Source organism: Cytophagales bacterium (assembly GCA_019456305.1).
Taxonomy (GTDB): domain Bacteria; phylum Bacteroidota; class Bacteroidia; order Cytophagales; family VRUD01; genus VRUD01.
In genome coordinates this window covers 57,672-79,510 of sequence record VRUD01000004.1, presented here as the reverse complement: position 1 = coordinate 79,510, position 21,839 = coordinate 57,672, and the positions used below count along the sequence as shown (strand labels likewise).

At 36.2% G+C, this 21,839-nt stretch carries 20 protein-coding genes; 10 read left to right on the top strand and 10 right to left on the bottom strand.

Annotation, left to right across the window (positions count from 1 at the left end; translation table 11 throughout):
* The first annotated feature begins 136 nt into the window (after positions 1-136).
* The 4 genes from FVQ77_01640 to secG all read left to right on the top strand — a co-directional run bounded on the left by FVQ77_01640 (position 137) and on the right by secG (position 2,663).
* Entirely contained in the window at positions 137-670 is a 534-nt protein-coding gene (locus FVQ77_01640) for a hypothetical protein (protein ID MBW8049045.1), read from the top strand.
* A gap of 146 nt (positions 671-816) precedes the next feature.
* Entirely contained in the window at positions 817-1,788 is a 972-nt protein-coding gene (locus FVQ77_01635) for a hypothetical protein (protein ID MBW8049044.1), read from the top strand.
* A 65-nt stretch (positions 1,789-1,853) separates the two neighbouring features.
* Positions 1,854-2,258 carry a hypothetical protein gene (locus tag FVQ77_01630; GenBank protein MBW8049043.1) on the top strand — a complete coding sequence of 135 codons (405 nt, stop codon included), beginning with the start codon at positions 1,854-1,856 and terminating at the stop codon, positions 2,256-2,258.
* A gap of 21 nt (positions 2,259-2,279) precedes the next feature.
* Positions 2,280-2,663: a preprotein translocase subunit SecG gene (secG, locus tag FVQ77_01625; protein MBW8049042.1), complete on the top strand. Its 384-nt coding sequence runs from the start codon at positions 2,280-2,282 to the stop codon at positions 2,661-2,663.
* A 20-nt stretch (positions 2,664-2,683) separates the two neighbouring features.
* Here the strand turns inward: secG and FVQ77_01620 are convergent, their stop codons facing one another.
* Positions 2,684-3,409 (bottom strand): hypothetical protein, encoded by a 726-nt coding sequence (locus FVQ77_01620; GenBank protein ID MBW8049041.1) that lies wholly within the window; start codon positions 3,407-3,409, stop codon positions 2,684-2,686.
* A 174-nt stretch (positions 3,410-3,583) separates the two neighbouring features.
* Here FVQ77_01620 and FVQ77_01615 point away from each other — a divergent pair, with 174 nt between their 5' ends.
* Positions 3,584-4,399 (top strand): hypothetical protein, encoded by an 816-nt coding sequence (locus tag FVQ77_01615; GenBank protein MBW8049040.1) that lies wholly within the window; start codon positions 3,584-3,586, stop codon positions 4,397-4,399.
* Between the two features lie 36 nt (positions 4,400-4,435).
* Here FVQ77_01615 and FVQ77_01610 read toward each other — a convergent pair whose 3' ends face one another.
* Positions 4,436-5,572, bottom strand: coding sequence for a hypothetical protein (locus tag FVQ77_01610; protein MBW8049039.1), 1,137 nt, complete (start codon positions 5,570-5,572; stop codon positions 4,436-4,438).
* Between the two features lie 91 nt (positions 5,573-5,663).
* Here FVQ77_01610 and FVQ77_01605 point away from each other — a divergent pair, with 91 nt between their 5' ends.
* Entirely contained in the window at positions 5,664-8,060 is a 2,397-nt protein-coding gene (locus FVQ77_01605; GenBank protein ID MBW8049038.1) for an AAA family ATPase, read from the top strand.
* A gap of 148 nt (positions 8,061-8,208) precedes the next feature.
* Here FVQ77_01605 and FVQ77_01600 read toward each other — a convergent pair whose 3' ends face one another.
* The gene (locus tag FVQ77_01600; GenBank protein ID MBW8049037.1) at positions 8,209-9,435 is read right to left on the bottom strand and encodes an alanine dehydrogenase; all 1,227 of its coding nucleotides are present in this window, start codon (positions 9,433-9,435) and stop codon (positions 8,209-8,211) included.
* A 348-nt stretch (positions 9,436-9,783) separates the two neighbouring features.
* On the bottom strand, positions 9,784-10,218 hold the full coding sequence (gene tsaE / locus FVQ77_01595) for a tRNA (adenosine(37)-N6)-threonylcarbamoyltransferase complex ATPase subunit type 1 TsaE (protein ID MBW8049036.1): 435 nt from the start codon (positions 10,216-10,218) through the stop codon (positions 9,784-9,786).
* A 260-nt stretch (positions 10,219-10,478) separates the two neighbouring features.
* Between tsaE and FVQ77_01590 the strand changes: the two genes are divergently transcribed.
* Positions 10,479-11,159, top strand: coding sequence for a YggS family pyridoxal phosphate-dependent enzyme (locus FVQ77_01590; protein ID MBW8049035.1), 681 nt, complete (start codon positions 10,479-10,481; stop codon positions 11,157-11,159).
* A gap of 123 nt (positions 11,160-11,282) precedes the next feature.
* On the opposite strand, the gene FVQ77_01585 is transcribed toward FVQ77_01590, so the two are convergent.
* From FVQ77_01585 to FVQ77_01565, 5 genes are all read right to left on the bottom strand, one after another.
* Positions 11,283-11,741: a DUF1573 domain-containing protein gene (locus FVQ77_01585; protein MBW8049034.1), complete on the bottom strand. Its 459-nt coding sequence runs from the start codon at positions 11,739-11,741 to the stop codon at positions 11,283-11,285.
* 190 nt (positions 11,742-11,931) lie between these two features.
* Entirely contained in the window at positions 11,932-12,741 is an 810-nt protein-coding gene (lpxA, locus tag FVQ77_01580) for an acyl-ACP--UDP-N-acetylglucosamine O-acyltransferase (protein ID MBW8049033.1), read from the bottom strand.
* A 10-nt stretch (positions 12,742-12,751) separates the two neighbouring features.
* A complete protein-coding gene (locus FVQ77_01575; protein ID MBW8049032.1) occupies positions 12,752-14,146 on the bottom strand; it encodes a bifunctional UDP-3-O-[3-hydroxymyristoyl] N-acetylglucosamine deacetylase/3-hydroxyacyl-ACP dehydratase in 1,395 nt (464 codons plus the stop codon).
* A 168-nt stretch (positions 14,147-14,314) separates the two neighbouring features.
* Positions 14,315-14,983, bottom strand: coding sequence for a polysaccharide deacetylase family protein (locus FVQ77_01570; GenBank protein MBW8049031.1), 669 nt, complete (start codon positions 14,981-14,983; stop codon positions 14,315-14,317).
* 6 nt (positions 14,984-14,989) lie between these two features.
* Complete coding sequence (locus FVQ77_01565) at positions 14,990-16,468, bottom strand: oligosaccharide flippase family protein (protein ID MBW8049030.1); 1,479 nt, start codon at positions 16,466-16,468, stop codon at positions 14,990-14,992.
* 63 nt (positions 16,469-16,531) lie between these two features.
* Between FVQ77_01565 and FVQ77_01560 the strand changes: the two genes are divergently transcribed.
* The 3 genes from FVQ77_01560 to FVQ77_01550 all read left to right on the top strand — a co-directional run bounded on the left by FVQ77_01560 (position 16,532) and on the right by FVQ77_01550 (position 20,348).
* A complete protein-coding gene (locus tag FVQ77_01560; protein ID MBW8049029.1) occupies positions 16,532-17,314 on the top strand; it encodes a methyltransferase domain-containing protein in 783 nt (260 codons plus the stop codon).
* A gap of 315 nt (positions 17,315-17,629) precedes the next feature.
* Entirely contained in the window at positions 17,630-18,745 is a 1,116-nt protein-coding gene (locus tag FVQ77_01555; protein MBW8049028.1) for a hypothetical protein, read from the top strand.
* 19 nt (positions 18,746-18,764) lie between these two features.
* The gene (locus tag FVQ77_01550; protein MBW8049027.1) at positions 18,765-20,348 is read left to right on the top strand and encodes an O-antigen ligase family protein; all 1,584 of its coding nucleotides are present in this window, start codon (positions 18,765-18,767) and stop codon (positions 20,346-20,348) included.
* Positions 20,349-20,481: 133 nt separating this feature from the next.
* Here FVQ77_01550 and FVQ77_01545 read toward each other — a convergent pair whose 3' ends face one another.
* Complete coding sequence (locus tag FVQ77_01545) at positions 20,482-21,774, bottom strand: serine/threonine-protein phosphatase (protein ID MBW8049026.1); 1,293 nt, start codon at positions 21,772-21,774, stop codon at positions 20,482-20,484.
* Between the last annotated feature and the right edge of the window lie 65 nt (positions 21,775-21,839).

Genomic DNA, 21,839 nt, shown 5'->3' with positions numbered 1-21,839 from the left:
TATATGCATGGGAAAATAAAATGATCAATATGAATAAGAGCTTAATTTTAAAAATGAACTCAAAAGGAGAATGGAAATCGGAATATCAATAAATATATGGATGCAAGACTGCATGCAGTCATGCATCCATGCATCCATGCAATCATGCTTTGGTACAAGAAAGCGGATAGTCATTTATCTATATATTTCCCTTTCATTAATGATATTGTCAGCTTGCAAAATCAGCTATTCTTTTACTTCCGGAAGCTTCAGTGAAGAAATAAAAACCGTCTCAATTCAAAATTTTTATAACAATTCAGGAGCGGGACCGGCTAATTTGGGTGACCTGTTTACAGAAAGCTTAAAAGATTATTACCAGCAAAACACCAGGGACTTAAGCATTGTTAATGAGTTTGGTGATCTCCAGCTTGAAGGTAAAATTGCGTCTTACACTGTAAGCCCTGTATCACCGCAGGCAAATGAGATCTCTGCATTGACCCGTTTAACGATCAATGTTCAAACCAAATTTTTGAATACCAAAGATGAAAAGCAAAATTTTGATAGGAATTTTTCCTTTTATGCCGACTTTGCCCAAGAAAAAAACCTTTCGGATGTTGAAAATGAATTGATAGATGAAATTTTTGAACAAATAATTTTAGATATTTTTAATAAAACACAGGAAGATTGGTAGAAATGAAAAGTTAACCAAACAGTTTCATTTTTAAATTTTAAACAATGATTTGTATATTTGCGTTTTTATTTGTCTGAACGCTAAACAACGTACGTAAAGCGTGTAACCCTTCCGAGTTCTCGGGAGGACTCTTTGCGCCATAGGCTATGAACAAACAAACTTTCCTTAATTTAATACAAAATACTAATAAAGCAGGTTCAAAATTAGATAAGAATCTTAAAGCGCTTGAAGTCATTGTAGCCAATACTCCTTACTGCCAGACAGCACACCTGTTTTTAGCCAAAGGGTATCATGACAAAAATTCCAAGCTTGCAGATAAAAAAATGCGAACTGCCGCTGTTTATGCTGTTGACAGAACTTTGCTTAAAAAGCTTATTCAACAAGCTCAGGCGCCTTCTTCTGAAAAGATTGAAATCGCACCCTCCCATCCGAAAACTCAGGAGAAACGAATCGTCTCTGAGACTGAAATCAGGGACACTCAAACCAAAAAGCCCCGGTTAAACAAAGAAATTCAACGGAGCAAGCCTTCCAAAATAATTAAGAAAACAAAAAAAGAAAAAGATGCCCGCCTGCCCGTCTCACAGAAAAGCCTCGTGGGCAGGCAGGTGACAAAACCACAAAAAGAGAAAAAGCCTGTGTTGTCTGTGCAAGAAAAAAATTATCTGGAATTAAAACAGCAACTCGCTAATCTAAAATCACCCACCAGGGAAAAAATAGATCTTCTGCAAGGGATGATCAAAGGTAAAAAATTCAAGCGTAATGATAGAAAGGAATTAAATAAAATATTAAAAAAATTAGAAGAATCAACTCCAAGCCCTCCCAGCCCCCCTCTAACTCCTCCCGAGTACTCGGGAGGGAGAACTGGTCAACCCCTATCCCCCACAAGAGGGAAAGGGGATGGCAAAGTCCCCCCTCGGAAGGATTCAGGGGTGGCTGGCAAAGTCCCCTCTTCCCAGACTGCATCGGGAAAGGCGGAGGGATTTGGGAGGACTGGCACTCAAAGTAAAAAAGACTTACAGGCAATTATAGACCAAAGACTTGCTGAGATTCAAAAAGAAAAAAAATCATCTCCCATTGATCCGGGAAAGGTAACTAAAAGTCCTAAAAAAAAAAAGTAATAAAAACAAAGCGTAGAACAGATAGGAATGAGAGTTCAAATCCGCGTTCTAACCGCATTGCGCAATTGGATATTGGATCCAGCATGTATTCCAGCAGGCTCGGTGAAGTACTCCAGATAACAGATAAGGTAGATAAATACCTCCCTGCCTCCCTTAATAGGGGGGATATCGAGGGAGAAATTATTGATAAATTCATTGAAACTCAGCCCACTATTCCTATTCAAGGAATCGAAAACCTGCCCCGCCAAAGGCGGGATCAAGAACCGAAAATAAAAAATAAAAAAGACCTGTCAACATCAAGCGCTAAGGAAGATAAAAAATTAGCAACAGAAAACCTTGCCAATATCCTGGCAACTTATGGAAATATTAAAAAAGCAATTGATATTTATAAGAAATTAATTTTGAAATATCCGGGAAAAAAGGCTTACTTTGCGGCTCGTATAAAAAAACTTCAAAAAAAATTGTTATAATACCTGAAAATCTAAATTAACATGTACGTATTTATTATCGGCCTTATCATATTTGTATGCCTTTTGCTGGTGCTTGTTGTATTGTCGCAACATACCAAAGACAGAGGACTCTCAGGCACTTTCGGTGGTCCCGGCTCTACACAGTTATTTGGTGTAAAAAAAACCGGTGATCTGCTTGAAAATATTACCTGGGGATTAGCCATCGCTTTGATAGTATTAATTCTAAGCACAAATCTACCTGGGATCATAGACAGGCCTGAAGAAGAGGACGAAGGTGTTGGGAGTGTAAACGTAGAAAGAGCCCAGGAGTCACCTATATCACCACCCCCCAATCAGCAACAGAACAACCAGCAATCTCCGGATGGAGCTGCTGAAAAAAAAGAAGAAAATAAATTAGAAAATTAGATTATCAAACCAACATCCACTTAAGACTCCTCAGCAATAGAAATATATTTTACCAAAGACCTTTTGGCAATAGGGAGCAAGGTTTCATCAAAAGGGCAGGGAATAGCCGATTCAATTACGTATGTAGCTGGATTAGGCAGCTTTTTTTTATATCTTTTTATCAATTCTATTTTAATAGATTGGTAGGTATTGGTAATGCTTTTTTTGAAACTATCTATGTACTTTGTATGAATGCCTCTAAACCTTTCACCGGAATTTTGAAAAATAGTGATTTGAAATTCAAAAACTTTCGTAGTCTTATCGCCACTTTGAATAATAAAAAAATAACCTTCATCAGGGAATAGCGGATAAATCCCTATGGTATAAATATTTAAGTTTTCTTCAATGTATTCATAAATATCTTTTCCTTCTCGTAAATGCTGATCAACCTTTGGAATAGCATAGCTTAAAATCTCTTCAATTTGCTCCATCATATCATCATCCTCAACGATCTTTTCATAAATAAAGCTCAAATTTTCAAAATCTGTCCTTGTCATTTTATCAGGAAAATTTTCATACATTAATTTTTTATTTTCCCGGATCGAGACCAGGTTTTTATAATGAGAGATAAGGTCGGATAAAAACGGGTATAATTTCTTGTCGCTAAAGTTGTCTTTAACTTCCTTCAAGTATGCCAGCAGGATATATTTTTTATATTCAAAATCAATAGTACCCTCTATAATCCAGTTTTTATTTAAAAATTTCATAGCTACTTTTACGTACAATTTTGTTCAAAGTTGCTATCACTGAGTATGACTCAATCAAATTTAGAAAGATTGCTTGATTTAATTATTAATATTTTTGGATTTTGAACAGTTTTACATATCTTTGTAATTCTAATGTTCCTCAAAAATAATGATAAAAAATTGATCCCTGTATAGATGAAGTTTTTATTAATATCCGTATTAATATCTATAATCTCTTTAAATTCCCCTGCCCGTCCACAAAGCAATCCCACCAAACAGGCAGGTCTGCCTGCCAAAAATAAGGCAAAGATATTGCAGGCAGGCGGGAATGCACAGGAATCAGATTCTATTCAACCTCGGTTACTCCCCCCCGAGTTACTCGGGGGGACAGGCGGTGTAATTCGTTTTTTAGAATTAGGTATCATCGCTAATGCATACAGGGGAGATCTAACCACCAAGTATGAAAAGTGGACCCAGGCGTTTCATATTGGTGTGAAACTTAGCAGAAAGAAAAGGCTAAACGGGCATGTTGGCCTTACAATTGGTAAAGTCAGCGGAGAAAATATAAATTATGCTTCCCCGCTACCTACTCCCCCTACACCTAATAAGTTTTTTACTACAAATTTTATCATATTTAATTATGACCTGCTGGTGAACATCATTAGAAAAGAGCTGTTTGTTTTATACCTGGGGCAGGGAATAGGCGTGATGCGATTTATGCCAAGAGATAAAGAAAATAATGATTTAGCATCAAATTCCGATACCAGGGCTAAAGAAGAAAGTAAAGAATACCGTAATGTTTCCTTTGTGTTACCTCAAATAATTGGTGCAGTGTACAGTTTTAAAAATGGGTTTGGTGTTGGCTTGGAAATAGGGCTGTTAAACCAAGCTACAGATTATGTAGATAATATCTCTGTGTTGAGCAATCAAAAAATCAGGGATAATATTTTGCGTTATAAATTTGGTTTTTATATTCCGATAAATTTTAGAACACAGATTACACAGATTTAAAAACACAGATTACACAGATTATCTGTGTTCTAAAATTTATTTAAAAACACTTACTCCGCCACCAATAAATATGACCTTATTCTTTGTTCCGATAATTACCGAACCAGTACCTATCCATTTACCTCCATCTTGATCAATGGTAATAGCTTTGACCGAATTTGAAGATAATCCGGAATTTGAAGTGTTATAAACGGTCCACTTGCCAGAAGATCCATCGCTTTCTTTGGGGACAAGTTTTGTTAAGCCATCTGATGCGATCCATATATTGCCTTTTCCATCTATTGTAATTAATCCGGTAGAATTATCAGGCAGTCCCGAATTAGATTTGTTATAAACTTCCCATTTTTCTTCAGAAATATGAAACTTTGCCAAACCTTTTTCTGTGCCCAACCATATATTACCATTTTGATCTGTAACGATTGAATAGACCATATCAGCAGGCAGGTCTGAATTGGATTTATTATATAATGTCCATACATACGGGCTTACAGGTATAAGTTCAGCCACACCATCTCCATTAGTACCCACCCAAATATTATTGTGCATATCAACAGCTACTGATAAAATATAATTGGTAGGCAGCTCCGAGTTATTTTTTTTGTACACCGTCCAAATAGGTTCTCCCTCATGTGTATCGTCAAACCTGGCTAATCCTTTATCCCAGGTTGCAATCCATTTTTTACCATTATCATCGATAGCGATTGAAGAAATATTATTTGAGGGTAATGGGGTGTTTTTGATGGTATAGACGGTCCATTGGTTATTTTCAGGATCAAGCTTAGCTACTCCACCGTTGCTCGTACCAATCCATAAAATTCCTTTTTCGTCAATGATAAGGGATGAAATTTTATTGGATGGTAGTTTTGAATTAGACTTGTTAAAAACCTTCCATTTAGCATCTCCCTGCAGGTTAGGATTCAATCGTGCCAAGCCATGCTGCCAGGTTCCTAACCATTTGTTGCCTTTTGCATCTAACGCGATCGCTGACACATAATTATCCGGCAATGGTGAATTTGAGGTGTCATAGACAGTCCATTTGCCGTTTTCTCCTAATAAGGAGCGGGTGTTCTGAGCATTGATAAATTCACTCAAAAGTAATATACAGAATACAATTGTATAAAATCCTGGTAAGTTCATATTTTTTCTCCTCCTTCCATATAGTGTTGATGACATAGAAATTTTAACTAATTGTTGCAAAAATAATGAATTTTTAGAAAAATCTTAAAAATAAGTTATAAATTGCATTTCAAAAAAATATTTTCAGATGAACTTTATAGAAGACCTTAATGAACGTCAAAAAGAAGCCGTTCTATACAATGGAGGGCCCTCCATGGTAATAGCCGGTGCCGGATCGGGAAAAACCAGGGTGTTGACATACCGTATCGCTTATCATATTAGTACAGGTGTTGATCCTTTTAATATTCTGGCGCTTACCTTTACAAACAAAGCTGCTAAAGAAATGCGCAGCCGTGTTGAAAAATTGATTGGTCAGGAGGCACGTAATCTGTGGATCGGGACCTTCCATTCCATATTTGCCAGAATACTAAGAATTGAAGCTGATAAACTAAGTTACCCCAGCAATTTTTCCATCTATGATGCGGGTGATTCTAAAAGCTTAGTAAGGTTAATCATTAAAGAAATGCAGTTGGATGATAAAAATTACAAACCATCTGTGGTTTTAAAAAGGATATCTTTGGCAAAGAACAGCCTTATATCAGTTGAAGAATATCTCAATAGCCCGGTGTACCGTGAAGAAGATGAAAGATATAGAAAGCCTGAATTGGGAAACATCTACAAGACATACCAGCAGCGATGTTTTAAAGCATCTGCAATGGACTTTGACGACCTGCTTTTTAATACGTATAAGCTTTTTCAGGATTTTCCTGAAGTATTACACAAATATCAAAATAAATTTCATTATGTACTACTTGATGAATTTCAGGATACAAACCACGCTCAATACCTGATAACAAAAAAGCTGGCGGCCAGCCCCCCTAAATCCCCCCAAAGGGGGGCTGTGGGGGTTGGTATTTTCGTAGTTGGTGATGACGCTCAGAGTATCTATGCCTTCAGAGGGGCAGATATTCACAATATGCTCAGTTTTGAAAAAGATTATGCTGATCTTAAAATATTCAAGCTCGAACAAAACTATCGCTCAACCAAAAATATTGTAGAAGCGGCAAACTCAGTAATTATTAATAACAAAGATCAGCTTCCCAAAAAGCTTTGGACGGATAATAATGAAGGCGATCTGATAAATGTGCTCAAGGCCGGTAGTGATAATGAAGAAGGCAAATTGGTTGCCAATTCTATTTTTGAAGAGAAAGTCAGGGGACAGCTTAAAAACAGTGATTTTGCAATTTTATACAGAACCAACGCACAGTCAAGGGCTATGGAAGAGGCGCTTAGGCGTATTAATATTAAATATAAAATAGTTGGAGGGCTTTCGTTTTATCAACGCAAAGAAATAAAGGACATCCTGGCATACCTGCGTTTTACAGTCAATCATAATGACGAGGAGGCATTAAGAAGGATCATTAATTATCCCCGCAGAGGCATCGGTGATACTACTATTTCTAAATTATTAGTATTAGCAGATGAAAACCGGAGACCTCTATGGGAAATTATCGGTAATATTTCGAAGGCTGGCATGTCAGAGAGGATCACTCATGCAATTGAAGGGTTTGCAACCTTGATCAAAAGTTTTGTTTTAATAAATAACGCTAATAATGCTTTCAAAACCACGGAAAAAATAGCAAAAAGTTCAGGGCTTCTAAAAGAGCTTTATGAGGATAAGACGGTAGAAGGTTTATCTAAGTATGAAAATATTCAGGAATTGCTCAATGCTATAAAGGAATTTGTTGATAATGCTGATAATGATGATAAAAGTCTGGGTTGCTTTCTTCAGGAAATCTCATTGCTTACGGATGCAGATACTGGTAATGAGGAAGATGCCGATAGGGTAACGCTGATGACCATACATGCTGCAAAAGGCCTGGAATTTAGAAATGTCTATGTGGTTGGTTTAGAAGAAGATCTTTTTCCGTCTCAGATGATGCTTAATTCAAGGGCTGATCTGGAAGAGGAAAGAAGGTTGTTTTATGTTGCCCTGACACGTTCTGAAAAAAAACTCACACTGTCTTACGCTGAATATAGATACCGCTATGGAAACTTATATGTATGTAAGCCCAGTAGGTTTTTAGATGAAATTGACCCGAAGTACCTTGCTTTTTCGGGCAGAGAAACACTTACAGATCTGATAGATGAAACAATTGTCATTCCTCCGAATTTGTCTCCGATTGCATCGGGACAGGCGGGACAGACGGGCTATAGCGGAAGTAGCCTCCCTAAATCCCTCCCGAGTACTCGGGAGGACTTTCCCATCCCAGCTCGCTCCATCACTAATACCCTCCCCCGCACTCGGCAAGGGGGGAGGCATAGTTTCCCCCCCTCGGGGGGACGGAAGGGGGGCTTTACAAATTTTACCCCCAGCGATACATCAAACCTAAGTGTTGGAACGAAGGTCGAACACACAAAATTTGGTTACGGCATAGTAAAAAAAATAGACGGTAAACAAAGTGAAAGAAAGGCTGAAATATTGTTTGATAAATGTGGTAAAAAAACATTATTGCTGAGCTTTGCCAAGCTTAGGATTGTTTAGTTTATTATATTAGAAACTGATGAAACCACGAATTACACGAATTACACAAATTAAATTAGTGTAATTATTAATTAGTGTAATTAGTGTAATTAGTGGTTTCATTTTAGGTAATTTTTCTTTAAAAACACAATATTAATTAAAATCATACCTAAAACCTAGCCGACATCAGCAAGCTAAGCTCTTTGTATCGCATTCCAAACTTTTTAGCAACATAGGCGTTTGTTAAGCTGCCTTTGTAAGCATATACACCATCCATAAACCACTTTCTTTCAAAGATCATTTCTTCAAAACCGCCTGAATCAGCGATTTGCAGTAAAATTGGGGCAAAAATATGACTTAAAGCTTTGGAAGCAGTCCTTGCAACCCGCGAAGCTATGTTTGGTACGCAATAATGAATTACATCATACTTCCTGAAAACAGGTTTTGAATATGATGTCAGCTCGGAGGTTTCAAAACATCCGCCCTGGTCGATGCTTACATCTATTATTACTGAACCGGGCTGCATATTGGATACCATCTCATCGGACACTACGCAGGGGCTTCTTCCTTCCTCTGCTCTCATAGCGCCGATGGCCAGGTCGGCCCGTTGTAATGCCTGGCTTAATGCAACAGGTTCTATCGTAGAAGTATAAAGCTGCAAGCCAACATTATGCTTCAGTCTTCTTAACTTGTAAATATTGTTATCAAAGACCTTAACCTCTGCACCAAGCCCGATGGCTGCTCTGGCAGCATATTCACCCACCGTACCTGCGCCTAAAATAATGACTTTAGTAGGAGGAACTCCTGTAATTCCTCCCAATATTATCCCTTTTCCTTTATGAACAGTGCTTAGATATTCTGCAGCGATCAACATTAATGTGCTTCCAACAACCTCACCCATAGCGCTGACAACCGGTAATCCACCTTGTTTGTCTTTGATAAGTTCAAAAGCCACAGCAATCACCTTTTTTTTATTCAGGGCATTCAAATATTCAGGATTTAAATTAGCCACCTGCAAAGCAGATACCAGCTTCTGTCCTTGTTTCATATATTTGATCTCTTCAAGGCTGGGTGGTTCTATTTTAAAAATAATTTCGGCTTCATAAACTTCTTTAATAGCTTTGACAATCTTTGCACCGGCTTCACTGTATTCTCTGTCAGTGAATTTTGAGGATAATCCCGCCCCGGTTTCAATCCATACTTCGTGACCATTATATACAAGTAACCCAACACCTTCCGGAGTGAGGCCTATTCTGTTTTCCTGAAGTACGATCTCTTTTGGTATTCCGATTGATAAGCGATTCTTCCCCTTTTTGATTTCCAACAATTTCTCCTGGGGATATAAAGCTGTTTCTTTGGCTAATGTTTCAAAGCCCGGTTTTGATGATGTACCCATGTTGGTTATTAGTTGTTGGTTTATTAGTTTTAGTTATTTAGTTTCCGGAGCGCCTTTCCTACGAATTACGAATATTAGCCCTACGAATTACGAATAACCGAATTACGAATTCGTAATTCGTAATTCGTAGGAGATTAACGGCAATGAATAATAATGGTTATACGGCTTTATGGTTATATAGTTGATTAACAGTAATTTTAGCCATATAATCATATAGCCATTTAACCATATAACCATTATCTCATAAGTTCTTTGATAATCGATTCTTATATGATGATGCACCTAAATTAATTTGTTGCTACACTAGTTTCTTTCTCTGTGTTAAAAACACTTGCAAAGCTACGTTTTTTATAGAGAAGATTTGCTGATCACTAAATTTCTCCTTTCATCTGCCCCTAAAGTTATCTTAATATTCAGAAATTCCGAAGGGATCAGAGACTTTATTTTACGCGGCCATTCTACAAAGCAGTAATTCCCGGAATAAAAATACTCTTCATAGCCGATATCCATTGCCTCATATTCATTATTGAGTCTGAAAAAGTCAAAATGGAAGATCACAGCGCCTTTTTGTGTACAATACTCATTTACTATGGTATAGGTAGGACTTGTCACATTATCCTCTACCTGCAATTTCCTGCAGATTGATTTGATCAAAGTGGTTTTACCAACGCCTGATTCCCCATCAAATAACCATATCTTTGATCCGTTAGAAAAGGATATTATCTTATCAGCCACATCATTTATCTCATCCAACGATGAATATTTTATCTCAAGCTGTTTCATGAAGCATAAAGATATTAATTAATTTTTCAAAGTTGAATATTTTAATTAAAAAAAAATTTTCTCTGATAAAATTTGCACCATTAAATTTTTATGTTTATCTCGCACCGTTTTTTAAAACCCTTTTTAAACAACTGAAGAATAAAAATAATGGATGAAACCACGAATTACACGAATTACACAAATTAAATTAGTGTAATTCGTGTAATTAGTGGTTTCATTTTCAGATTAATATCCAATTTACAATATCCGGCAACCAGCCTATGTCAATCAAAGACAACATACAAAAAATAAATGATCACCTTGAAGAAACTCCCTGTAAATTAATTGGGGTAACAAAAACAAAACCGGTAGAAGATATTTTGGAGGCTTACGATGCAGGATTGAAAAGAATAGGTGAAAACAAGGTTCAGGAATTGGTGGAAAAATACGAAGCGCTGCCAGAGTCTTACAGGCGAGGTATTGAATGGCACATGATAGGCCACCTGCAAACCAACAAAGTAAAATACATTGCTCCGTTCATCAGCTTTATTCACTCTGTGGCTAGTATGAAGTTATTGAAAGAGATCAACAAGCAGGCAGCAAAGCATGATCGGATTGTTTCATGTCTGCTCCAGATTCATATTGCTGATGAAGAAACCAAGTTTGGACTTTCTTTTTCAGAAGCTGAAGCGTTGTTACAAGACGAAGATTTTTCATATTTGAAGAATATTATCGTTGCAGGGCTTATGGGGATGTCTACATTTACTAATGACACGGATAAGATAAGGAGAGAATTTATATCCCTAAAGAACTTTTTTGATAAACTTAAAACTTTATTTTTTTTTAATACTAACGATTTTAAGGAGATCTCAATGGGTATGAGCGGGGATTATAAAATTGCGATGGAAGAGGGGAGTACGATGATACGGGTAGGTAGTGCTATTTTTGGGGGGAGGGTTTAATAAAATGTAAGATTAGTAGAAATTTGTTAAATTGGATTTTAGTCTGAAAATGAAACCACTAATTACACGAATTACACTAATTTAATTTGTGTAATTCGTGGTTTCATCCATTATTTTTATTCTTCATTCATCTTTCATCAGATTTTCCCCAGGCTTAGGTAGCACATTGGCTATGATATTCACCCTTTGCTGTGGGCCATTTGACAATATGGTAATTACCTTATTCTGCCGTCCTGATTTACCTTTACTATCAAAGGTTACTTCCATCTTGTTATCACCTCCCGGAGGGATGGGTTCCCGTGGCCAGTCTGGCGCTGTACATCCACAGGTTGTAAGTACATTGGTAAGAATTAAAGGAGCTGTTCCCGTGTTTTTAAATATGAAACTATAATTTACTTTGTCTCCCTGGATGATATCTCCAAAATCATGCGATTTTTCTTCAAATTTTATGAAAGGGCCGGTTATAATACTGTCTTTGTTTTGAAGTACCAATCCCATAGCTATCGGATTAATTTCCTCACTTTGAGCAAGGACTGGGTAAGTAAGAAGTAATCCAAATATTATTATTAATGTGGTTTTCATATCATTGAGGGGACAATAATCCTGCCAATAATGCGCCTTTCCTACGAATTACGAATATTTATAAATGTTCATTCGTAATTCGGGAAATTCGTAATTCATAAGAGATTAAGTGTGTTTTATCAATACATATTTTCCGTTGAAAACGACTTTAATTCATCCCGAGTATTCGGGATGAGTTAATATAGCGCCTTTACCCTGTTTTTAGAATTATTTCCCTGGTATTGTAGTCGTATCCTTTCATAATTCCTCTGTCGGAATTTCGGATAAATTTCAGTATCTCATCCCGTTCGTTAGTAGGTGGGCATTCAAGTTCAATTAAGTCCAATGCTTTGGAATTATTATGGCCATTATGGTAGATCAATCTATAAATATCTTGTATCTGGTTTATTTTTTCATTGTTGAATCCTCTTCTCCTCAAGCCCACAGAATTGATGCCTCCATAGCTTAAAGGCTCACGGCCTGCTTTTGTGTAAGGCGGCACATCTTTTCTTACCAGCGACCCGCCTGAGACCATCACATGGCAGCCGATCTTAACAAACTGATGGATAGCAGTTACCCCGCCTATGATCGCCCAATCATCTATCTCTACATGACCAGCCATCTGAACTCCATTTACGATGATGACGTGATCTCCAATTATGCAGTCATGCGCCACATATGAATATGACATGATCAGGGAGTTTTTGCCTATCACAGTTTTATACTTGTCTGCTGTACCCCTGCTTATTGTGGCACATTCTCTGATCACCGTACCATCACCAATGATGGTAGTTGTTTCTTCGCCTTTGAATTTCAAATCCTCAGGAATAGCTGAAATGACTGATCCGGGATAAATTTTGCAGTTTTTGCCAATCCTGGCGCCTTCCATGATCGTTACATTGGAGCTGATCCAGGTACCTTCACCAATTTCAACATTATTATGGATGGTTGTAAAAGGTTCAATTACAACATTTGAAGCAATTTTAGCCTGGGGGTGTATATGGGCTAATGCGTGATTCATATTTATGTTCTTAGTCACTTTTTTTTACAATACTTGCCATCAAAAAAGCTTCACATACAAGCTTATCAGCAACGAATGCCTGTCCATGCATTTTTGCAATACCTCTTTTTATTGGATTGGTTAATTCACATCTGAAAATAATGGTATCACCTGGTACGACCATTTTTTTAAACCTGCAACTATCAATCCCCAGGAAGTATGTCCAGTAATTTTCAGGGTCTGGTACGGTATTTAAAACTAAAATACCCCCGGTTTGTGCCATAGCTTCTACCTGCAAAACTCCGGGCATAATAGGATTACCCGGAAAATGCCCTTGGAAGAAAGGTTCATTGATGGTTACATTCTTCACTCCAACCACAGATTTTTCGTCAAGATGAATGATCTTATCAACCAATCTAAACGGATAGTTATGCGGTAATGTTTTCGAGATTTGGTTTATATCTAAAATTGGTGGCAACTTGGGATTATAATGAGGAAGATCTTGCTTTTTACCGTCTAACATAAGTTTTTTTATTTTTTTTGCAAAAGCAATATTTGCTTCATGCCCTGGTTTGGTAGCTAATATTTGCCCCTTAATAGGTCTGCCTATAAGCGCCATATCTCCTATCAGATCCAGGAGCTTGTGCCTGGCAGGCTCATTCTTATATCTAAGTTTGGCATTGTTTAGTATTCCCTCTCCATTGACCTTTACTTTTGGCTTGTCAAATAAACTTGCGAGGTGGTCAAGCTCGTCATCCCGAACATCTCTGTCAACAACCACGATAGCGTTATTCAGGCTGCCTCCCTTGATAAGGTTTTGCTTATATAAAGCTTCCAACTCATGTAAAAAGCAGAATGTTCTGCTTTCAGCAATTTCTTCACAAAATTCGCCAATGTCGTTCAATGAAGCATGCTGATTCCCCAGGATCGGGGAGTTATAATCTATCATTACAGCTACACGATAATCGTGATGCGGCAGCGCTGTGATCTCTATATCATGCTCTTTGTTTTTGTAGGTAACACCTTCAGGGATCTCGAAAAAATTTCTCGGTACATTTTGCTCCTGTAACCCGGATTTGGACAGTGCCTCAACAAACATTTTAGAGCTTCCATCCATAATGGGAGGTTCAGGAGCATCTAATTGGATCAGTATGTTATCAATTTCCAGACCGACCACAGCGGCTAAAATGTGCTCCACAGTGTGCACCTTTACCCTGTTTTGCTCAATGGTTGTACCTCTCGATACGTCAGTCACATTGTCAACATCAGCCTCCACGACAGGCTCATCTTCCAAGTCAATGCGCTGAAATTTAATACCATGATTAGGATTTGCAGGCAGCAATTTCATGTTTACCTGAATGCCGGTATGAAGCCCTACACCTGACAGAGAAACTGAACTTTTTATTGTATGTTGTTTGTCTTGCATATTTTCCGGGTACTTATTGCAGGATTTTTTCTTGTGCATCGCAAAGGTAATATTTTTTTTTAACGTAAAAAAATATTACATCATTATTTCCCACTTTTTTGATTTTCAAATGCAAAAATTTTTCTCTATCTGTAAATCAAGTAGTTATTTTTTTTTATAGTCTACTTTTTAAAGCGCCTCAAATCTGTATCCCTGAGATGAAAAATGCTTTAAATATTGAGGCAACACATATTTTAGCTTCTCTTCAACTTTTACGCTGTCATGGAAACCAATAATTGACCCGTTTCTTGTATAACGTATACATATAGCAAGGCATTTTTCTTTTACCAATTTTTGGTCAAAATCGCCACTAATTACATCCCACATTATAATGGAGTATTGAGTAATAAGTCTTGAGTATTGAGATGGCCTCAATGTACCATAAGGCGGGCGAAATAATTTAGAGTGAACCAATGCAGCACATTTTTCTACATCTGCCAGGTATTCTTTTACGGGGGTTCTCCATCCGCTCAGATGATGGTATGTATGATTACCTACACTATGCCCCTGCCGGATGATTTGCTGAAAAATAGCTGGCTGTTTTTCCACATTCTTTCCTACACAAAAAAATGTTGCTTTAGCATTATACTGCTTTAATAGTTGAAGTACCCATTCGGTTACTCCGGCAACAGGGCCGTCATCAAAAGTGAGATAAATTACTTTCTTCTCTGTTTCGCCTGTCCCCCCGGGTAACTCGGGAGGGATCCTATTGGAGACAAGGTTTTTATTTGGGTATTTGTCCCATATAAGCGAAGGGAACAGTTTTTTTAATAATATGCTTGTTTTATGGTAATACATATATAGTTATACCTTTTTAAATATAGAAACATTTATCAATCCAGAGAAATATGCAGCCAATAAAAGAACAACTCCCGCAATAAATGTATTGACATACCATTCAATACCCGTATGACTCAAAATGTAGAGTGTTCCTGTAAAAACAGCGGCTATCATTACTAATTTTAATAAGATCAGAAAAGGTATATGAATTTGGAGACGAATATGTATATATAAAAGATAAGCAACTGAAAGAAAAGCAGTGCTGATCACAGTCGTAAAAGCAGCGGCTTCTGCTCCATATTTTGGTATCAATAAAAAATTAAGCCCGATATTTATCGCAATACTAACCAGCATCATCTTATTAAGAAATTTTACATGTCCGGTTGAAGATAATAATGTACCGTAAATAGCAAGAAGTCCATGTACTAAAACAGATATAAATAGAATTTTAAGACAACTAGTCATAATACCAAGATCTTCCAAATCACTATTGCTTAATAACCATAGCAATTTTTCACCATATATAAATACGAATCCGCAAACAAAGATCATTGGAATACTTACTATGATCTGGCCGAAGCTTAAATGTTTTTGCTGTTCTTTTAGGTTACTTTGCAGATGGGCAAATCTGGCAAAAAAGATTGGTAAAATTGTCCATAAGTACATCATAAAAGCATCTACCCACCTGTAAGCAGCGGCATACAAACCAGTCACATGATCACTTGCAAGGCGTTCCAACATTACCTGATCAATTCGCTCATGTACGCCATAAAGTAATATAATTAGTGCAAACGGAATACTACCACCTAATATAGCTTTCAATTTGGATAATTTTATTTTGTGTTTATACCGGCCATAAACCATGAGAAATAAAAGAGATTTCACACCTGTGTGCCCCCGATACTCGGGAGTTTGTGGAGGCACAGGGTGAATATTGATTAACATTATGAATAAAATAATGAAAGCAAGTACTGCTGTAAGTAATCTTGTATAGATATAAAGTTCCAGATCTATCCTATACAAGAACAAAAATGCAATAATTGCTATCAAAAAAACCTTGTCAATAACCGAAGCAAAGGCATCAATACGGAATCGCTGGAAAGCTTGAAAATTTGCCCTGAAAAACATTGCCAGTTGCAAAGAAGATTGAGTAAAACACAATAAAAACAAATAATATAGTTCACTATGTCTGTAATTCAGCAGCCAGCCTATTAGCAGCATAAAAAATGGATATATTATTGAAATTGTAATTTTTAGGGTAAAAGCGTCAGGAAATATTTGCAATAAATCAGGTTTTCCTGCCAGCGTTTTAGTAAAATACTGGTTTATACCGAAATCAGATAAAATAATGAATATATAACCAAGCGAGAACAAAGCAGCATAAATTCCGTACTGCGCATGCCCGATCTTATCCTGAACCATAAACTCCATTATAATCCAGATGGGTTTTATCAGCAGGTTTAGAATAACGATGAGGGTGATATTTTTAAATAAGTTGTACAAATGAATTAGTTTATTTGTATTGCATCCAGTATATTTGCACCGGATATATCAATTTCTAAATTTATGATAAAGAGCGCTGATCTACGCAATAAATTTTATAAAAATTACTTCATAAACCAGGTTTCCCGATTAGGGGGCAAAGATATTCATAAGAAATTAAACGAAGACCACCTTCAACTTAAAAATGAAATTATCCCATTATTACCGGCTAATAAAAACATTCGTATTTTAGACATTGGATGTGGCTATGGAGGATTGCTATTATTATTGCAGCAATCAGGTTACAAAAACACCGAAGGTATAGACATTAGTGAAGAGCAGGTCAAAATAGCAAAAGAGTTAGGGCTAAAAAACATCAAACAAACAGATATGGTTGCCTATCTGGAGTCAAACAATGATAAATTTGATGTAATTATCGGGATTGATATTATCGAACATTTCAATAAACCGGAGTTGATCTCCCTTCTTGAGAAAATTAAAAGATCACTTAAGACAAAATCCGAAATTCAAAATCAAGAATCAAAAGTTGAAAATGGCGGTATGGCTATTTTCAGAACTCCTAACACTGATGCACCTTTCGGCTCTACGTATTACTTCGGGGATTACACTCATGAATCATTTTTAAATTACTCCTCTGCGGAGCAACTTTTTTTGTCACTAGGATATCAGCAAGTCAGGATACTTCCATCCTATATCAGAGTAAAAGGTCTTATAAAAAATCTTATTCGCAGCTTTTTATGGTTTTTTGTAGTTTTGGCATGTAAAATTGTATTGTTTGCTTCAGGAAAAGGTACAAAAACAGTATTATTGACTCCGAATTTGATCATCCTGGCGCATAGCGTATAGATGTAGTACTTAATTTCATAAATAATAGTATTTAATTTAAATGGTTCACTCTTATGAATTATTCATTGAAAAAATGGTTATATGGCTTTATGGTTATATGGTTGATTAACAGTAATTTTAGCCATATAACCATATAACCATTTAACCATCATAAACAGATAACTTGAAGTCGAAAAAAGCGTATTCATAATTACGCTAATTTTTGACATTTGATAGTAGACTGCATTATTTATAGTGCTGAACGCCATGCGCTATACTCTTTGCAAAAATCTATATTTTTTTTAACTTTACGAATTTTAACTTTTTACTACTAATATGGCCGAAAGGGAATTTAACCTGATAAGCGTAATAAAAATTCTGCTGCAATGGAAAAAACATATCTTCATTGTAACTTTGATTGCGGCAATAGGTAGTATAATAATATCATTATTCTTACAAAATTACTACAAATCTACGGTATTATTCTATGCATCGAATCCTAAATATTTAGATCCTACATTGGTATTTAGTGAGCATGATAGGGACGTCTTTGGAACTGAAGAAGATTCAGAAAGATTGATCTCAATCGGTAATTCTGCAAAAATAGCTTTTGAAATTATACAAAAATTCAACCTATATAAAAATTATGATATTGATTCTACCAATACAAAGTTCCACCGTACAAAAATATTAACAACGTTTCGTAAATACACCCAAATCATGAAAACACCGGAGGGCGCTATAGAAATTACCGTCTATGACGCAGATAGATATATAGCGGCTGATGTAGCAAATGAAATGTTAACAAAAATAGATTATTTTAATAAACAATCAATCAGAAACAATATGAGTTCTATAGTTGATCTCCATAAACTTTCCATGGTGGAAACAGAAGCAAAAATATTGCAGTTGAATGACAGTCTGGAAAATACCCGTAGAAAATACAATATTTATAATCCTGAAGTAGAAAGTGAACTTTTAACTACCGAATTAAATACAGCGCTTTTTAATGTTGAACAAGCAAAGGCAGAACTCCACGTAATTGAAAAAGCATTTTCCTCACGAGACACGTCTGTGATAAATTTAAAGGCAAAAATAAAAGGTTTGGAAGCTAAAATTAAAAAAATTACATCAACAGAAAAAAGTTTAGGGCTAAATTTAAAATCTTTTATAGAAGGAGCAGATGTGATAGTAGGGCTTGAATATCAAATGGAATTACTCGCTGAGCAACATTCAGAAATTGCGGATCAATACAATAAAACCACCGTTGGTTTAAATAGCAAGTTCTCATCTGTATATGTAATTGAAAGAGCAGCGCCGGCAGATAGGAAATCCAAGCCAATCCGGTCGCTTATCGTTCTATCATCTACACTAATTGCATGCTTCTTCAGTATTTTTGTAGTATTATTTATTGAATATTATCAAAAAGAAATCAAAGAACTGTTTAAATAGACAATAGAACAATGAAACAATGAAACAATGGAACAATAAAAGAATCCTCTTCATTTCATTGGCTGCAATCCTTTTGTTAAGTACATCTCTGGGGATAATATTTGAATTATATGAACTATTTATTATCCCTTTGCTTGTATTAGGCACTTTTCTGGTTATTCTTGATTACAAAATTATATATTATCTTCTAATATTCTCTATACCTTTATCTATAGAAATAAATCTGCCCGGTGGTTTTTCTATTGATCTGATTTCGGAACCCCTGATGATAGTTTTAACCGCGGTTTATTTTATTGATATAATAGCAGCAAGAAAATTTGATACTAAATTCCTTTTACATCCATTCATATTTTTGGTCATTTTGCAATTAATATGGTTGCTGATCCCTGTTCTGTTCTCCACTTCCTGGTTTGTCTCTGTTAAATATTTACTTTCCAAAATCTGGTATATTACAGCATTCGTGCTTTTAACAGGCCAGATAATTCAATCCCGTGAGGATATTAAAAAAATATTTTGGTGGTTTTACGCGGGATTACTTATAGCAATAGTTCAAACTTCTGTCAGGCATGCCTTCGAGGGGTTCTCTTTTGATACAATAAATAATTTTACTGTTCCTTTTTTCAAAAACCATGTAAATTATTCAATCACTATTGCTCTTTTTCTTCCATTTGTATGGTACTTTAGAGGACTTTATAAAAAAAAATCATTCCAATATACATTGTTATCGTTCAGTAGATATTTTTTCATTTTTGCAATAATTTTTTCTTACACCCGTGCTTCCTGGATAGCACTTATTTTTGCTTTTTGCTCATACTTTATGATACACCATTTATTGACCCAAAAAGTCCTTTTATTATCTGGTATTGTAATCATAGTTGCTATTGCTTATCTTCTAAATGAAAATAAATATTTAGATTACTCACCCAAGTATGAAAAAACAGTATCTCATAGAAAATTTGAAAAAAAATTAGAAGCAACCTATACAATGGAAGATATTTCAGGTATGGAACGTATATACCGCTGGGTGGCCTCTTATCATATGTTTTTAGATAGACCTGTTACAGGTACAGGTCCAAACACATTTTATCCTGAATACAAAAAATATACTGTAAGTTCATTCGCAACCTACGTAAGTGATAACCCTGAAAAGTCCACTACCCATAATAATTACTTACTTATACTAACAGAGCAGGGAATGGTTGGATTATTGTTATTTGTTATGTGGATCATAATAGTACTTACCAGGGGGACAAAAATTTACCATGCCAGCCTGCAGTCCAGCCCCCTTCTAACTCCCCCCAAAAGGGGGAGAACTGGCCATCCCTTAACCACGCCAAGAGGGAAAGGGGCTGGCAAAGTCCCCCCTTCGGGGGGATTTAGGGGGGCTTGGGATTTAGGGGGAGCTTCTGCTGCTATCGCCATGGCTGCATTGCTTTCTTTCATTATTATCATTATTCATCTGTTTTTGGCAGATTTTATGAAAGTAGATAAAGTGGCGTCCATATTTTTTATCTCGGCGGTTATTCTGGCAAAGCTGGATCTGTGGCTGGATGCAGAGCGCAGAGAATTTATTGAAATAGACTCGCATTTGTCAGCGTTCTGAATGCACCATACCCCATGCCCCCACCAGTGTTTAGTTGCGTAAGTTTTCTATAGATTTGCAAACAGGTTTTGAGGCTTAAATTCAATTATATAGATTATTTATGCAATTTAACACTAGGAGGCGGGGTCATGCGCTATTCGCTGCCAAATTTGCAGGTGAGGATAGTTACATCATCTTTATAATCCCGATCCCCGCGGAAAGTATCTAAATGCTTTATCAATTTTCTGTGTAATACCCGTAAATCTGATCTGTCTGCTTTTTTAATAAATGATTCTATACCGGCAATACCAAACTCCTGATCCTGATCATCGTTTAGTTCGGTTAATCCATCGGTATAAGTAAACAGCAGCATGCCGCTATCCAAAATTAAATTTTTCTTATTAATAAAAGGTAGTTTATCAAAAGCGCCCAGAACAGTGGTTCCTTGTTTAAGATAAATTATACTATTATTTTCTGATAAAAGTAAAGGATGGGGATGGCCGGCATTGATATAAGTAAGTCTAAGCGTTTTTTTATCAAAAATTGCCATAAAACAAGTTATAAATCTTTCTCCTTTTGAATTATGAAATGTTATATAGTTTAATTCTGTAATAATTTCTTTTAAATCATTCTTTAAGCGAATTAAAGTCCTTAATGAAGCTTGGAAATTTGACATCAACAGTGCTGCAGGTATTCCCTTTCCGGAAACATCAGCAATACAGAGAAGAAACTGATCGGAATTTATAGGAATGAAATCATAATAATCTCCCCCTACTTCCTGGTGAGGAATATATGAGGCAAAAACCTTTAATTTTTTGTTATAGGGCAGTTTTTCAGGGAAAAGCATTTCCTGAACTTCCCTGGCTACTTGAATTTCAGCTTCCTGACGTCTTTGCTTTCTGGCAAATTTTTTATTTTCAATGGCCTGGATGATAATGTTGGTAAATGTTTCTATAAAAGATAAATTGACCCCGGGTACCCGGGGCTGCTTGCCGGAAAATCCACCAAGAAAAGTATACGCCAAAACATTTGTTTTATGTAAAACAGGAATAATTATCTCAAACTCCTCAAATTCCTGATAGTGGTGCCGGTGAAGGCTAGGTCGCGTAATCCCGCTTTCACCAACACCCTCTTCCACATGCTTCAAAGAGGTAATCTCATTAATACCTAATATATGATCATTTAATTGTACGTTGGAATAATCTCTTTTTGTGCCAAAGTTCACTTTACAAATCCACTTATCATCTAAAACAAACAAAGCAAGTTTTTCAATATTTAAGTTTGCCATTAGCGTAAATTGGTAGATTTTGTACAATGAAGGTTCTGGCAGATTACTATTGATAGCCTGGGTTATCTCAAGGATAGAATTCAACTCCAGTTGTTTTAATGCAAGCTGGTCTTTTATTGGATATTGGATCTTGGATGGTGGATGTTGGTTATCAGACATTAAATATTGGATATTTGTTCATTCTGGATTTTGATGTCCCTTTTCTACTGATTGAATAAAATTAA

Excerpts from the sequence above, each read along its gene's own strand:
- FVQ77_01640 (MBW8049045.1), top strand. The coding sequence starts at position 137 with ATGCAATCATGCTTTGGTACAAGAAAGCGGATAGTCATTTATCTATAT.
- FVQ77_01635 (MBW8049044.1), top strand. The coding sequence starts at position 817 with ATGAACAAACAAACTTTCCTTAATTTAATACAAAATACTAATAAAGCA.
- secG (MBW8049042.1), top strand. The coding sequence starts at position 2,280 with ATGTACGTATTTATTATCGGCCTTATCATATTTGTATGCCTTTTGCTG.
- FVQ77_01620 (MBW8049041.1), bottom strand. The coding sequence starts at position 3,409 with ATGAAATTTTTAAATAAAAACTGGATTATAGAGGGTACTATTGATTTT.
- FVQ77_01615 (MBW8049040.1), top strand. The coding sequence starts at position 3,584 with ATGAAGTTTTTATTAATATCCGTATTAATATCTATAATCTCTTTAAAT.
- FVQ77_01610 (MBW8049039.1), bottom strand. The coding sequence starts at position 5,572 with ATGTCATCAACACTATATGGAAGGAGGAGAAAAAATATGAACTTACCA.
- FVQ77_01605 (MBW8049038.1), top strand. The coding sequence starts at position 5,664 with ATGAACTTTATAGAAGACCTTAATGAACGTCAAAAAGAAGCCGTTCTA.
- FVQ77_01600 (MBW8049037.1), bottom strand. The coding sequence starts at position 9,435 with ATGGGTACATCATCAAAACCGGGCTTTGAAACATTAGCCAAAGAAACA.
- tsaE (MBW8049036.1), bottom strand. The coding sequence starts at position 10,218 with ATGAAACAGCTTGAGATAAAATATTCATCGTTGGATGAGATAAATGAT.
- FVQ77_01590 (MBW8049035.1), top strand. The coding sequence starts at position 10,479 with ATGTCAATCAAAGACAACATACAAAAAATAAATGATCACCTTGAAGAA.
- FVQ77_01585 (MBW8049034.1), bottom strand. The coding sequence starts at position 11,741 with ATGAAAACCACATTAATAATAATATTTGGATTACTTCTTACTTACCCA.
- lpxA (MBW8049033.1), bottom strand. The coding sequence starts at position 12,741 with ATGAATCACGCATTAGCCCATATACACCCCCAGGCTAAAATTGCTTCA.
- FVQ77_01575 (MBW8049032.1), bottom strand. The coding sequence starts at position 14,146 with ATGCAAGACAAACAACATACAATAAAAAGTTCAGTTTCTCTGTCAGGT.
- FVQ77_01570 (MBW8049031.1), bottom strand. The coding sequence starts at position 14,983 with ATGTATTACCATAAAACAAGCATATTATTAAAAAAACTGTTCCCTTCG.
- FVQ77_01560 (MBW8049029.1), top strand. The coding sequence starts at position 16,532 with ATGATAAAGAGCGCTGATCTACGCAATAAATTTTATAAAAATTACTTC.
- FVQ77_01555 (MBW8049028.1), top strand. The coding sequence starts at position 17,630 with ATGGCCGAAAGGGAATTTAACCTGATAAGCGTAATAAAAATTCTGCTG.
- FVQ77_01550 (MBW8049027.1), top strand. The coding sequence starts at position 18,765 with ATGAAACAATGGAACAATAAAAGAATCCTCTTCATTTCATTGGCTGCA.
- FVQ77_01545 (MBW8049026.1), bottom strand. The coding sequence starts at position 21,774 with ATGTCTGATAACCAACATCCACCATCCAAGATCCAATATCCAATAAAA.